This window comes from Bacillus sp. TL12, assembly GCF_022625245.1.
In the GTDB taxonomy this organism is placed as follows: domain Bacteria; phylum Bacillota; class Bacilli; order Bacillales; family Bacillaceae_G; genus Bacillus_A.
Window position 1 is genome coordinate 16,731 of record NZ_JAJJBY010000011.1, and the last position, 14,214, is coordinate 30,944.

General features: G+C 38.3%; 15 protein-coding genes and 1 other annotated feature. Of the genes, 12 read left to right on the plus strand and 3 right to left on the minus strand.

The window, feature by feature from the left end:
- Window positions 1–27: 27 nt before the first annotated feature.
- Window positions 28–390: an imidazole glycerol phosphate synthase gene (locus tag LOK41_RS12460; protein WP_241816767.1), complete on the minus strand. Its 363-nt coding sequence runs from the start codon at window positions 388–390 to the stop codon at window positions 28–30.
- Window positions 391–623: 233 nt separating this feature from the next.
- Here LOK41_RS12460 and ytfJ point away from each other — a divergent pair, with 233 nt between their 5' ends.
- A complete protein-coding gene (ytfJ, locus tag LOK41_RS12465) occupies window positions 624–1,025 on the plus strand; it encodes a GerW family sporulation protein (RefSeq protein WP_174099524.1) in 402 nt (133 codons plus the stop codon).
- Between the two features lie 115 nt (window positions 1,026–1,140).
- Window positions 1,141–1,230, plus strand: coding sequence for a hypothetical protein (locus tag LOK41_RS12470; RefSeq protein ID WP_000608217.1), 90 nt, complete (start codon window positions 1,141–1,143; stop codon window positions 1,228–1,230).
- 384 nt (window positions 1,231–1,614) lie between these two features.
- On the opposite strand, the gene LOK41_RS12475 is transcribed toward LOK41_RS12470, so the two are convergent.
- Both LOK41_RS12475 and LOK41_RS12480 read right to left on the minus strand, forming a co-directional pair.
- Window positions 1,615–1,854 carry a YkuS family protein gene (locus LOK41_RS12475; protein ID WP_241816768.1) on the minus strand — a complete coding sequence of 80 codons (240 nt, stop codon included), beginning with the start codon at window positions 1,852–1,854 and terminating at the stop codon, window positions 1,615–1,617.
- Between the two features lie 382 nt (window positions 1,855–2,236).
- Window positions 2,237–2,476, minus strand: coding sequence for a DUF3911 family protein (locus LOK41_RS12480; RefSeq protein ID WP_174099526.1), 240 nt, complete (start codon window positions 2,474–2,476; stop codon window positions 2,237–2,239).
- 415 nt (window positions 2,477–2,891) lie between these two features.
- On the opposite strand from LOK41_RS12480, the gene ilvE reads away from it, so the two are divergent.
- The 10 genes from ilvE (at window position 2,892) to hisG (ending at window position 14,202) form a co-directional block, all read left to right on the plus strand.
- Complete coding sequence (gene ilvE, locus LOK41_RS12485) at window positions 2,892–3,788, plus strand: branched-chain-amino-acid transaminase (protein WP_241816770.1); 897 nt, start codon at window positions 2,892–2,894, stop codon at window positions 3,786–3,788.
- A gap of 24 nt (window positions 3,789–3,812) precedes the next feature.
- Window positions 3,813–4,040 (plus strand) — a binding site (T-box leader).
- Between the two features lie 71 nt (window positions 4,041–4,111).
- Window positions 4,112–5,812 carry an acetolactate synthase large subunit gene (gene ilvB, locus LOK41_RS12490; RefSeq protein ID WP_241816772.1) on the plus strand — a complete coding sequence of 567 codons (1,701 nt, stop codon included), beginning with the start codon at window positions 4,112–4,114 and terminating at the stop codon, window positions 5,810–5,812.
- A complete protein-coding gene (ilvN, locus tag LOK41_RS12495; RefSeq protein ID WP_241816773.1) occupies window positions 5,809–6,321 on the plus strand; it encodes an acetolactate synthase small subunit in 513 nt (170 codons plus the stop codon). Before ilvB ends, ilvN begins: the two co-directional genes overlap by 4 nt.
- A gap of 27 nt (window positions 6,322–6,348) precedes the next feature.
- Complete coding sequence (gene ilvC / locus LOK41_RS12500; protein ID WP_174099530.1) at window positions 6,349–7,359, plus strand: ketol-acid reductoisomerase; 1,011 nt, start codon at window positions 6,349–6,351, stop codon at window positions 7,357–7,359.
- A 1-nt stretch (window position 7,360) separates the two neighbouring features.
- A complete protein-coding gene (locus tag LOK41_RS12505; protein WP_241816774.1) occupies window positions 7,361–8,881 on the plus strand; it encodes a 2-isopropylmalate synthase in 1,521 nt (506 codons plus the stop codon).
- A gap of 81 nt (window positions 8,882–8,962) precedes the next feature.
- Entirely contained in the window at window positions 8,963–10,027 is a 1,065-nt protein-coding gene (leuB, locus tag LOK41_RS12510) for a 3-isopropylmalate dehydrogenase (RefSeq protein WP_241816775.1), read from the plus strand.
- A complete protein-coding gene (gene leuC, locus LOK41_RS12515; RefSeq protein ID WP_241816777.1) occupies window positions 10,027–11,421 on the plus strand; it encodes a 3-isopropylmalate dehydratase large subunit in 1,395 nt (464 codons plus the stop codon). The genes leuB and leuC overlap by 1 nt, the downstream gene beginning before the upstream one ends.
- Window positions 11,399–11,977 carry a 3-isopropylmalate dehydratase small subunit gene (gene leuD / locus LOK41_RS12520; protein WP_241816778.1) on the plus strand — a complete coding sequence of 193 codons (579 nt, stop codon included), beginning with the start codon at window positions 11,399–11,401 and terminating at the stop codon, window positions 11,975–11,977. The genes leuC and leuD overlap by 23 nt, the downstream gene beginning before the upstream one ends.
- A gap of 351 nt (window positions 11,978–12,328) precedes the next feature.
- Entirely contained in the window at window positions 12,329–13,591 is a 1,263-nt protein-coding gene (hisZ, locus tag LOK41_RS12525) for an ATP phosphoribosyltransferase regulatory subunit (protein WP_241816779.1), read from the plus strand.
- Entirely contained in the window at window positions 13,567–14,202 is a 636-nt protein-coding gene (hisG, locus tag LOK41_RS12530; protein WP_241816780.1) for an ATP phosphoribosyltransferase, read from the plus strand. The genes hisZ and hisG overlap by 25 nt, the downstream gene beginning before the upstream one ends.
- The last annotated feature ends 12 nt before the right edge of the window (window positions 14,203–14,214 follow it).

Below are 14,214 nucleotides of genomic sequence, written 5' to 3' on the forward strand. Positions count from 1 at the left end.
TCGCAAAGAGCGAGATACCTTTTTTCTTTAAAAGAGTGCGAACAAGAAACCAATAATCGCCACGCGGAATAAGAGAGCGACAAGTGCAGCAATACCACCTACAATAGCTGCGATACCACCAGTTACAGTAGCTCCGCGATTATAAGCGTAAATGCCAAGTAAAACAGAAACAAGCCCGAAAAGCGTAGGGAATGTAAAGAGAGATAATACAGCAAGAGCAAGTGCGATAAAACCAGCAGTTGAGCCCGCTGTTTTTGATTTCATGTCATCGTTATCGTTATAGTTGATGCGCTGAGGAGCAACCTCTGCTGCGTACTCTTCTTTATAATCCCCTTCTTTCGTTCTATCTCGTTCATCGAATTTATCAGTCACAGTAATGTCTCCTTTCATAACAAGGTTCATTAGTAGTATGTATATATTTTTCTTTTTTATCCGGCAAGAAGTAGACCCTTCACCTCATCACTTTATCAGGATGAGGTGAAGGGTCTTATATTGATTTTAGATTGTAGACTGAAAAAGATGATAATGGATCATTATTTTTTTATGAATTGTAAAACTTGGTATGAGTTCCTCTATTTTGGAAAGTATAAAAAAGAATTAAGAGGAAAAAGGTGGTTTAAATGATGGAACATCCAATTGAAAACTTAATGAAAACTGCAATGACAAATTTAAAAGAGATGGTTGATGTGAATACAATTGTCGGAAGTCCTGTTTCAACAGCGGACGGAAATGTTGTTTTAACTGTCTCAAAAGTTGCCTTTGGTTTTGGCGCAGGGGGAAGTGATTTTAAAGGGGAAACATCGTTAGGAAAAAGTTCGGCAGGACAAGGACAACCAAAAGAGGTGAAGCAAGTACATCCATTTGGAGGCGGAAGTGGTGCAGGGGTTTCAATCGACCCGGTTGCGTTTTTAGTGGTAGGATCTGGTGGTGTGCAAGTGTTACATTTACATAGTGGTACACACTTGATTGAGAAGGCATTGAATACAGTTCCAAGCACTGTAGATAAGTTTGTAAACGGTCGTTAAAGAGTAAACTTGCATTTTTTAGGAATTATGATATATTAGAAAAAGTGTGCTTATGGCTAATAAATATAATTGAAGTGTAAATATATATGATTTATGAAATAAGGGAGAGGTAGTTGTGATTAACATCAAGAATTTTACTGTCGGCTTATGTATGTTAGTAAGCGGATTTGTTGTATATGTAGTAAAAGAAAAAGCTCCATTCTAAAACAGGCAGATCGCGATGTCTGTTTTTATTTTGTTAAAATGAATATTGACGAATTTGTTTCATGGTGTTATAATTTTATTTCGTGTCTCGGTTACAGCTAGTATATATTGGATATTTCTTATAAATGCAACATGAAAAGTTTGCGAAAGATCGGGTAATTTTACCAACAACTTTTGTGAATAAACCCAAAAAATTGTATTTGTAAGCTTATACACATACTAGTGTATCAAGGAGCGGTCAGAGGAACCGTGTTGATGAGAGAGAGGTAGGGCTTTCATCCAGTATATGTTACTTTCCCGTTAGGTGAATATAAAAAAGAGAAGTCTCCTTTTCATAAGGAGGCTTCTCTTTTTTGTAAGCTACATGTAATAGATAAGATATTTTTTACAGTCTGCTTTCAACTTGTTGACAAATTTCATCTGTTGTTAAACCACTCGCCTCAATCACAGAACCTTTTGTAGATACATTGCTGATTCCCATTACATTAGAATCCAGCCCAGTTACGACGCAACAATCGCATCCTTGCGCATCATTTTCAGAGCGTAGTGAAACTACTTCATGCCCTTTTTGTTGTAGTGCTTGTTGGACATCTGTTAAAGAATTTTCAACACCAATTTTCGCCATGATTTTCACCTCCTACCATCTAGTAATATTCTCAAATTTTTAGCAGATATTTATATATTTGAGAAAAAGATGATAGGAAAGTGTAAATATAAAGTAGGAGTGCTAATTTATCCCGCTATTTTAGGGCAGTAATACTCCCACCTCAAAATTCGGCGGAGCAATGTCCAGCTCTAGCGGCTAGAATCTCCGGTCGTTTCGCCCCCTCGGACGAGGCAAAAAGCGCTTCTCTGCCTAGGGCTCCAACGTCCTGCAATTCTGAGCGAGCTGCTTCCGTTTTTCTAAAGAAGTTAGGTGGGAGATAAACTGCCCGTAAAAGCCCGATTGGTGAGGGCTAATAATCAGTGGGGGATGAAGAACCCCCACTGATTAAAGTTTCACTTTATTAGTCGTTATACACACCAGTTAGCATTTGACTTACAAATTGGTCGTTTAATTGATCTTGGGAAGAATTATCATTTGACTGAATATCAATTGAGGCGATGAAGTTGTTATTCTGTTCTTCATTTGGATACACCTCTACGTAATTGTTAAATTTACATAGACCTTTCGTATCCATTAAATCAAATAGTTGTAACATTTCTACTACCTCTTGTCTCGTTCCTTTAATTTGTACACATGCCATATTATTTTCCTCCTTTGTTTGACAAATTGTTTTTTTTAAATAGGATTATGAAAGCTACATGAAAAATATGATTGTTATTTTTATACAATGTTATTATGTTTTTATTTTCCTCCTTTTCAATCAAAAGTCGTTTTTATTCCTGAATATACAAAATCGGACGTCCGTTTATTGAATACAATAGATTCGCACTATCTGACAAAAATCCTTCTTTTAAACAAATATTTTTTTGAGGAAAAGTGACGGAAAATATTTTTTTATATTTTGTAAACGTTAACAATGTTGATAAATCAATATAAACGAGGATATATATAAAATTAAAAATTATAAATTTTCTAAAAATTAACTTGATTTATTTAAAAAGGAGAGTAAACTAGGAAACAATAAAAAATTCACAGGACATAGGAGGCGCTTTTCAGTGAATGAGCAATGGATTTTCTTAAATGGAGAATTTGTTCCAAAAGACGAAGCAAAAGTTTCAGTATATGATCATGGTTATTTATATGGCGATGGGGTGTTTGAAGGAATTCGTGTCTATGGTGGCAATGTCTTCAGGCTGAAAGAACATCTTATTCGCTTATATGAGTCAGCAAAATCCATTATGTTGGAAATTCCATATACGTTAGACGAAGTAACAAATATTGTTGTTGAAACAATTCGTCAAAATAAGCTATTGAATGGATATATCCGTTTAGTAGTATCACGGGGAGCTGGGAATCTTGGATTAGACCCTGATTCTTGTTTGAAACCAAATGTTGTTGTAATTGCGGAACAGTTATCTTTATTTCCGGCTGAATATTACGAAAAAGGGATACCTGTTGTGACGGTTGCGACGCGTCGTAATCGCCCGGATGTATTAACGCCTCAAGTAAAGTCTTTGAACTATTTAAATAATATTTTAGTTCGAATTGAAGCAAAACTGGCTGGTGTGCAAGAAGCACTTATGTTAAATGAGCAAGGGTATGTCGCAGAAGGATCTGGTGATAATGTGTTCATTGTAAAAGGAAATAAATTAATTACACCACCAAGTTCTGCGGGAGCATTAGAAGGTATTACACGAAACGCTATTTTGGAAATTGGAGAAAAGCTTGGGTATGACGTAAGAGAAGAACTATTTACAAGACACGATGTATATGTAGCTGATGAAGTATTTTTAACAGGAACTGCAGCTGAAGTGATTGCAGTTACGACAGTTGATGGAAGAACAATTGGGTCTGGGAAAACGGGGCCACATACAAATCGCTTATTGGAAGAGTTTCGTAAATTAGTTGTAGAAGATGGAGAGAAAATTTACGAAGAAAATAAAGTTGGATGATAGAAATGTAATGAAATATAAATTTGTAAAGCGTTGATAGGGAGGAGTAGTTGATTGTGAAGCCTCACAGAGAGTCGGTGGTTGCTGGAAACCGATGGTTCACGTCGACGAACATCGCCCTTGAGTGCTAAGCTGAAGCGTTTGTCTAGGCTTAGACGGTAGCTCCGTTATTAGCTAGACTCATCCCGAGTCACTGAGGCAAGAGATATTCTTGCGAAGAAGGGTGGTACCGCGAAATCTTTCGTCCCTTCAGCACATAGCTGGAGTGTGGACGTAGGATTTTTTTATTGTATAAGAAAATTTTAAAGGAGGTTAAAAGAGAGATGTCTTCGAAAACGGAAGAGAAAATGGCAACTGGTGCACAGCTGTTGTTAGAAGCGCTAGGAAAGGAAGAGGTAGAAGTTATTTTTGGGTATCCTGGAGGAGCTGTTCTGCCATTATATGATGCAATTTATGATTGTGAAATTCCTCATATTTTAACGAGGCATGAACAAGGGGCAATCCATGCAGCAGAAGGCTATGCAAGGGTTACCGGGAAACCAGGTGTTGTGATTGCAACAAGTGGACCGGGTGCAACAAATGTGATTACGGGTCTTGCAGATGCAATGATTGATTCACTGCCACTTGTTGTTTTCACAGGTCAAGTAGCTACAACGTTAATTGGAAGTGATGCTTTCCAAGAGGCGGATATTATGGGGCTTACGATGCCGGTAACGAAACATAATTATCAAGTGCGCAAGGCTTCAGATTTACCAAGAATTATTAAAGAAGCGTTTCATATTGCGAAAACGGGTCGACCAGGACCAGTCGTTATCGATCTTCCTAAAAACATGGTAGTAGAAAAAGGAGAACGATGTAGTGACGTGCAAATGGATTTACCGGGATATCAACCAAATTATGAGCCGAATTCATTGCAAATTAACAAGTTATTACAAGCGATTGATGTGGCCGAAAAACCTTTGATTTTAGCTGGAGCAGGTGTATTGCACGCGAAAGCCTCGCAAGAATTAACAAATTTTGCAAGAATGCACTGTATACCTGTTGTTCATACACTTCTTGGACTAGGGGGATTTCCACCAGAAGATGAATTATTTCTAGGAATGGGAGGTATGCATGGTTCATATACAGCAAACATGGCATTATATGAGTGTGATTTACTCATAAATATCGGTGCAAGATTTGACGATCGTCTAACAGGGAATTTACAGCATTTTGCTAAGGATGCTACAGTTGCGCATATTGATATTGACCCAGCAGAGATTGGGAAAAATGTTCCTACAGAAATTCCGATTGTAGCTAGTGCGAAGCAAGCTTTGCAGGCATTGCTAGAGTGTAAAGGCAGAAAAGAAAATCATAGTGCATGGTTATCGCTTTTAAAAAGCAGAAAAGAACAATATCCATTTTTCTATGATCAAGATTCTGAAGAGATTAAACCGCAAGCGGCAATTGATATGTTATATGAAATTACAAAAGGAAAAGCAATTGTCACAACTGACGTTGGTCAGCATCAAATGTGGGCTGCTCAATATTATCCACTAAAGGACCCGAATAAGTGGGTGACATCAGGGGGACTTGGCACAATGGGATTTGGCTTTCCTGCTGCTATTGGTGCACAAATTGCAAGACCGAAAGAATTGGTTGTAGCGATTGTTGGTGATGCTGGTTTTCAAATGACATTACAAGAACTGAGCGTATTGAAAGAACATTCCTTACCGGTTAAAGTTTTGATTTTAAATAATGAAGCTTTAGGAATGGTAAGGCAGTGGCAAGATGAATTTTATAACCAAAGATATTCTCATTCGTTACTCTCTTGTCAGCCTGATTTTGTAGCACTGGCCCATGCATATGGCATAAAAGGGGTGCGAATTGAAAATCCGTTACTTGCGAAGGAGCAATTGCAAGCGGCGATTGATTTGCAAGAACCTGTCGTCATTGATTGCAGAGTATTACAGTCTGAAAAAGTTATGCCGATGGTTGCTCCAGGAAAAGGGGTTCATCAAATGGAGGGGGTGGAAAAACGATGAAAAGGATTGTCACGGCAACTGTTCGAAATCAAAGTGGCGTATTAAATCGAATCACAGGTGTTATGACAAGAAGGCATTTTAACATTGAAAGTATTTCTGTTGGGCATACAGAATCGTCCGATATTTCACGAATGACATTTGTTGTTCATGTTGCAAATGAACAACAAGTAGAACAGCTCATTAAACAACTTCATAAACAAATTGATGTATTAAAAGTGTCTGACATAACAGGAGAAGCAATGATTGCGAGGGAACTTGCTCTCATTAAAGTAGCAACAACAAGTGTGTCAAGATCAGAATTATATAGTTTAATTGAACCGTTTCGAGCCGCTGTAATAGATGTTGGGAAGGATTCCATCGTTGTGCAAGTAACGGGTACGCAAGAAAAGGTAGAGGCGTTAATTGAGCTTTTGCGCCCGTATGGTTTAAAAGAAATTGCAAGAACAGGCGTTACTGCATTTACGCGTAGTATGAAAAAGCAAGATAAACAAATTATGTTAATTCATTAATCATTTAAATATAGGGGGAGAAAGAAAATGGCAAAAGTTTATTATGAGAAAGATGTAGAGGTAAATGTATTAAAGGGGAAAAAAGTGGCGATTGTTGGATATGGTTCCCAAGGTCATGCTCATGCACAAAACTTACGTGATAATGGTTTTGATGTAGTAGTTGGATTAAGGCCAGGGAAGTCATGGGAAAAGGCGAAAGAGGATGGTTTTTCTGTATATCCAGTCGCGGAGGCTACAAAATTTGCTGATGTAGTCATGATTCTTCTTCCAGATGAGTTGCAACCAGAAGTATACGAATCAGAAATTGAACCGAATTTACAAGCTGGGAATTCACTCGTGTTTGCACATGGATTCAACGTTCACTTTAATCAGGTTACGCCACCAGAAGATGTAGATGTATTTCTAGTAGCGCCGAAAGGACCGGGGCATTTAGTACGTCGTACATTTACTGAAGGTGGAGCGGTTCCAGCATTATTTGCTGTATATCAAGACGCAACAGGAAAAGCAACTGAAAAAGCATTATCCTATGCAGATGGAATTGGAGCAACGAGAGCCGGGGTGCTAGAAACTACATTTAAAGAAGAAACAGAAACGGATCTATTTGGAGAACAAGCTGTACTTTGCGGAGGAGTTACTGCGCTTGTAAAGGCAGGGTTTGAAACATTAGTAGATGCTGGTTACCAGCCAGAGCTTGCTTACTTTGAATGCTTACATGAACTGAAGCTTATTGTTGACCTAATGTATGAAGGTGGACTTGAAAATATGAGATATTCTGTTTCCGATACAGCGCAGTGGGGCGATTTTGTATCAGGACCACGCGTTGTAACAGAACATACGAAGAAAGCGATGGGTGAAGTGTTAAAAGAAATCCAAGATGGTACATTTGCAAGAGGGTGGATTGCAGAGCATAAAGCAGGAAGACCGCATTTCCATGCAACAAATGCTAAGGAGAATGAACATCAAATTGAAGTTGTTGGACGTAAATTACGTGAAATGATGCCATTTGTACAACCGAAAGTAAAGGCGGAGGTTAAATAATATGAAACAGATTTTGTTCATGGATACGACGCTTCGTGATGGCGAACAATCACCCGGAGTCAATTTAAATGAACAAGAAAAATTGCAGATTGCAAGGCAGTTAGAAAAACTCGGGATTAATGTGATGGAAGCGGGATTTGCAGCAGCTTCTGAAGGGGATTTTCGTTCAGTAAAGCGTATTGCGGAAACGATTCAAAATGCTTCCGTTATGAGTCTTGCAAGGGCGAAGGAAAGTGATATTCAAAGAGCGTATGAAGCGGTAAAAGGTGCAGTATCACCGAGGTTACATGTTTTTTTGGCAACGAGTGATATTCATATGAAATATAAGCTTTGTATGTCAAAAGAAGATGTACTAGATAGTATTCATCGCTCTGTAACTTTAGGGAAATCTTTATTCCCAACAGTGCAATTTTCGGCAGAAGATGCAACGAGAACGGCTCGTCCTTTTTTAGCAGAAGCTGTGGAAGTTGCGATTCGTGCTGGAGCGGATGTTGTTAATATTCCTGATACAGTTGGCTATACGAATCCTGAAGAATACTATTCTCTCTTTAAATACTTACAAGAATATGTTCCTTCTTATGAAAAAACCATTTTCTCTTGCCATTGTCACGATGATCTTGGTATGGCAGTAGCGAATTCATTGGCGGCTATTGAAGGAGGGGCACTACAAGTAGAGGGAACAATCAATGGGATTGGAGAACGTGCAGGTAATGCTGCCTTGGAAGAAGTAGCAGTTGCCTTGCATATTAGAAAAGACTATTATGAAGCAGGATCTTCTATAACATTAAAAGAGATTAAAGAATCAAGTACATTAGTAAGTCGTTTAACAGGTATGATTGTTCCAAAAAATAAGGCGATTGTTGGAGCGAATGCATTTGCACATGAATCAGGTATTCATCAAGATGGTGTATTAAAAGAAGTAACAACATATGAAATCATTGAACCAGAACTAATTGGTGAATCGCAAAATTTATTTGTACTAGGAAAGCATTCTGGTCGCCACGCTTTTACTGAAAAAATGAAGGAGCTTGGTTATGATTTTACGGAGGAAGAGCGAGATATAGCATTCAGTGCATTTAAGAGATTAGCAGATCGTAAAAAAGAGATTACAGAAGAAGATTTACGTGCGTTAGTGCTAGGAGAAACCGCATTTCTAGCACAGCAGTATAACATTAAACAACTGCAAGTACATTTTGTCTCCAACAGTACGCAATGTGCAACAGTTGCACTGGAAGATGAGGAAGGAAATGTGTACGAAGATGCAGCAACAGGGGCAGGAAGTATTGAGGCAATTTATAATGCAATTCAAAGAATTTTAGGAATGGAATGTGAATTAGCAGATTATCGCATTCAATCCATTACACAAGGACAGGATGCACTAGCTCATGTTCATGTTGAATTGAAAGAAGGGACTCATCAAGTTGCAGGCTTTGGTGTTGCACAAGATGTATTAGAAGCATCGGCAAGGGCCTATGTGCATGCAGTAGGGAAATTAAAGGCTTTGTTATTGCTTGCAAAATAATGTTTGAGAAGTGGGGAATCTCCCTGCTTCTCTTGATTAAATTCAGAATAATCAGTTAAATAATAAAAGGGGTGCTGATCATTGGAAAAACGTATTGTTTGCTTAGCAGGTGACGGTGTTGGGCCAGAGATTATGGAGAGTGCAAAGAAAGTATTAAACATGGTAGAAAGATTATATGGTCATCATTTTTATTTACAAGATGAACAATTTGGGGGAGCTGCAATTGATTCGTGCGGGAAACCATTGCCGTCAAGAACCTTAGCTTCATGTTTAGCAAGTGATGCTGTATTGCTAGGTTCGGTTGGTGGACCGCGCTGGGACGAAGTAAAAGAAAGGCCGGAAAAAGGATTGCTGGCGCTTCGAAAAGGGCTTGGTGTATTTGCTAATGTTCGTCCTGTCACTGTAGATGCAGCAACTGCCCATTTATCGCCATTGAAGGCGGCTGATGAGGTGGATTTTGTTGTCGTTCGTGAATTAACGGGCGGGATTTATTTCTCCTTTCCAAAAGAAAAAACAGAAGAAGTAGCAACAGACACACTCACTTATCACCGTCATGAAATTGAGCGCATTGTTTCTTACGCTTTTCAACTGGCAAGTAAACGTCGTAAAAAAGTTACTTCTATTGATAAAGCAAATGTTTTAGAGTCAAGCAAACTTTGGAGGGAAAAAACAGAAGAAGTGGCGCTTCGCTATCCGAATGTTGAACTTGAACATATTTTAGTAGATGCAGCCGCGATGGAATTGATTCGTAATCCAGCTCGATTTGATGTAATTGTAACAGAAAATTTATTTGGTGATATTTTAAGTGATGAAGCATCTGTATTAGCTGGATCACTTGGGATGCTTCCATCGGCAAGTCATGCGGAGAATGGTCCTTCGCTGTATGAACCAATCCATGGATCAGCACCAGATATTGCCGGGAAAAATAAGGTGAATCCAATTGCAATGATGCGTTCAGTTGCGATGATGCTAGGACAATCTTTTGATTTGAAAAGAGAAGGAGAAGCAATTGAAGAAGCAATTTCCGCAGTCCTTCGATCTGGTAAATGTACAGCTGATATAGGTGGAAATGAAACAACATCTTCCTTTACGAAGTGTGTACTGCAAGAAATGGAAGAACAAGCGTTAGTAGGGAGAGGGAGATAATGGCGAAAAGGTTACTAGATAAATTGTGGGAAAGACATGTTGTTGCGACAAATGAAAATGGATTAGATTTACTATATATCGATCTTCATCTCATACATGAAGTGACATCCCCGCAAGCCTTTGAAGGCTTGCGGCTTGCAAATCGAAATGTTCGGAGACCAGATTTAACATTTGCAACGATGGATCATAATATTCCAACAAAGGATGTTTGGAATATTACAGATCGTATTTCGAAGCAACAATTAGATACGCTTCGTGAAAATTGTAAGCAATTTAATATTCCATTAGCGGATATTGATGATGAAAATCAAGGGATTGTCCATGTTATTGGACCAGAACTTGGACTAACGCAGCCGGGGAAGACCATTGTATGTGGCGATAGTCATACGGCAACACATGGAGCCTTTGGAGCGTTAGCATTTGGAATTGGTACAAGTGAAGTAGAGCATGTATTAGCGACCCAAACATTGTGGCAGCGAAAGCCAAAAGCAATGGGGATTGAATTAAAAGGGAAATTACCTAAAGGGGTATATGCAAAAGATATAATTTTACACCTCCTAGCTACATATGGAGTGGCATTTGGAACTGGATATGTGATGGAGTTTTACGGAGAAGCAATTGCAAATCTGGAAATGGAAGAGCGCATGACACTTTGTAATATGGCGATTGAAGGTGGAGCAAAGGCAGGAATTATTGCACCGGATGAAAAAACATTTGCTTATGTAAAAGGGCGTGAGTATGCGCCGAAAGAGTTCGAATCAGCAGTAGCGAATTGGCGGGGGCTCTATACTGAGCCAGATGCAATATATGATACTTGTATTTTAGTAGATGTTGCTAAACTAGCTCCATATGTAACATGGGGAACAAATCCAAGTATGGGCATGCGTATCGATGAACAGTTGCCAGAAACACGTGATAAAAATGATGAACGAGCTTTTGCATATATGGGGCTCCAGCCAGGACAAAGTGCATTTGGAATTCCGGTCCAGCATGTATTTATTGGCTCTTGTACAAATTCTCGTTTATCAGATTTAGAAATTGCCGCAGCCGTTGTAAAAGGAAAAAAGGTAAAAGAAGGGGTGCGGGCACTTGTAGTACCAGGATCTAAAAGAGTACGAAAAGCCGCGATGGAAAAAGGACTGCATCGTATATTTGAAGAAGCAGGATTCGAGTGGAGAGAGCCTGGGTGTTCTATGTGTCTCGGGATGAATCCAGATCAAGTACCGGAGGGGGAACATTGTGCCTCTACTTCCAATCGGAATTTTGAAGGACGACAAGGGAAGGGTGCGAGAACACATTTAGTTAGTCCTGCGATGGCAGCGGCCGCAGCGCTTTATGGTCATTTCGTTGATGTGAGAAAGGAGAGTTATGATGGAGCCATTTCGTATTCATAGAGGGACTGTTGCTGTACTAATGAACGATAACATTGATACAGATCAAATCATTCCAAAACAATATTTAAAGAGGGTTGAAAGAACGGGTTTTGGGAAATTTTTATTCGATGAGTGGCGTTATGAGGATGACAGGCAAGAAAATCCGGATTTTCCATTAAATGCACCTGAGCGAAAAGGAGCAAGTATACTTATTACAGGTGAAAATTTTGGCTGTGGTTCATCAAGAGAGCATGCGCCATGGGCACTTGCTGACTATGGATTTCGTGTTATTATTGCGGGAGGATTTGCAGACATTTTTTATATGAATTGTACGAAAAATGGCATGCTGCCAATCGTTATGGAAAAAGAAATGCGTGAAAAATTAGCAGCTGTTGATCCAAGAGATGTCATCGAAGTAGATTTAGAGAATGAGGTGATTACAACTTCGCTACATCGTTTTCATTTTACAATTGAAACGGTGTGGAAAGAAAAGCTATTAAGTGGCTTAGATGAAATTGGAATCACGCTTCAATATGAACGAAAAATTCAAGAATATGAACAAAAAATAGCTCGCTAATTTTTTAGCGAGCTGTCATAAAAAAATACATATAAGGTTCTAATTGTATTTACATTCTGAATTTTGTGTTATATACTATGTGAAAACAAGAGGAGAAAGGGAGTAAGGATTATGTTCACAGTACAATCTATTAATATGCTTACACAACTACATCATCATACATAAACCCTTGAACCTAGCGTGAACAACGTGTAGGTACAAGGGTTATTCCCGTTGTACCTACACCCTAAAAAAGGGCCTTGTAGGTATTTTTTCTACAAGGCCCTTTTTATTTTGTTCGTGATTGCTATGGTAGGCCATACACTAAAAGGGGAAGTGTACTGATGAGAGTTTAAAGGAGTGTGAATCGGTATGACAAAATGGAAGCGAGCAAATCCAGATGGAACAAGAGATTATGTATTTGAAGAGTGTACGTTAATAGAAGAAGTTGAACAAAAATTACGACGTACTTTTTTAGAAAGGGGTTATGAAGAAATTCGGACACCAACGATTGAATTTTATGATGTTTTTGCTTTTCGCAATAGGCCGATAGATGAAGAGAAAATGTATAAGTTTTTTGATCAGCAAGGGCGGATTATCGTGTTGAGACCTGATATGACAATTCCTCTAGCAAGGGTAATGGGAACGCTCAGAGAGGATTTGGCTCTGAAGCTAACATATAGCGGGAATGTATTTCGAGCAAACGAATCGTTATCTGGAAAATACAATGAAATCATTCAAACAGGGATTGAAATCATTGGAATTAATAATATACGTGCTGAAATTGAATGTATCGTCAGTGCAATCCATGCTCTCCAAGCTGTAGGAATTCAATCTTTTACAATAGAATTAGGGCAAGTTCAGTTATATAAGTGTATTGTTAAAAAATTATCATTTGGAGAAGAAGAGGAGTCGCTCTTACGTACGTATATTGAAAGTAAAAACTATGCAGAGCTATCCCGTTTTTTACAAAAAAAGAATTTAGATCGAAGTGATGAAACGGTACAGTTACTTGAAAGGTTACCAAGGTTATTCGGAAAACTTGAAGTGATTAAAGAAGCGGAAAAGCTCGCTTCAAATCATGAGATGAAGCAAGCAATTATGCGGGTAAAAGAAATCTATAAAACGATTGAAAAATTAGGATATGGTTCATATATATCAATTGATCTCGGGATGATTCAACATTTGCATTATTATACAGGAGTTATTTTTAGAGGGTATATATATGATGTTGGAGGAGAAATCGTTAGTGGCGGAAGATATGATGAATTGCTTGGTAATTTTGGAGAACCAATGCCAGCGGTTGGGTTAGCTGTACAAGTAAATCAAATTGTACGGACATTACAAGAACAGCAAAAACCGTTCCAGCGAAAAAATTTAGATATGATTATTCATTATTCTTTGGACATGATAGCTGAAGCAGAAAGGTTACGTGGATTACTGCAGAAAGATGGATGGAAAGTAGAACTATCTATGTTTGAGAATTTACAAGATACATTTCAGTTTGCAAAGAAGAATGGAATTATAAAAGTAATTGAAGCGACTGGAAAAGCATTAGTGGAATATGTGTGGAAAGAAAAATGGGTCATACAGAAAGAAGGAGAAACTTCATGCGTAACATTCAAATTGCGTTAACGAAGGGGAGACTGGAGAAACATGTCATTCCGCTATTTGAAAAAATTAGGATCGATTGTTCAGAATTGATGGATAAAGGAAGGAAGCTTGTATTCCAAAGCGCTAGTTCGAACGTTTCCTTTATTCTAGTGAAAGCAGTTGATGTTGCAACGTATGTAGAACATGGCGTTGCAGACATTGGGATTGTCGGAAAAGATATTTTAATGGAATATGAGAAAGATATATATGAAATGATGGATTTAGGTGTAGGGTGTTGTAAGTTCTGTGTTGCCTCTATTCCAACATATAATCCGAAAGGCTATCGAAAAAAGAGAATTGCTACAAAGTATCCACATATTACTTCTAACTATTTTCGAGAAAAAGGAGAAGATGTAGAGATTATAAAAATAGAAGGTTCTGTGGAAATAGCTCCATTGCTAGGGTTAGCAGATGCAATCGTTGATATTGTAGAGACAGGAAAAACATTACAAGAAAATGGGTTGATTGTATTTGAAGAAATGTATCCAATATCTGCTCGAATGATTGTGAATAAAGCTGCTTTAAAAACGAAAAAAGACGAAATATTCGATATTATCAATAAGATGGAGTGTGCAATTACTTCAGGTACATGAAAAAGGGGGGAT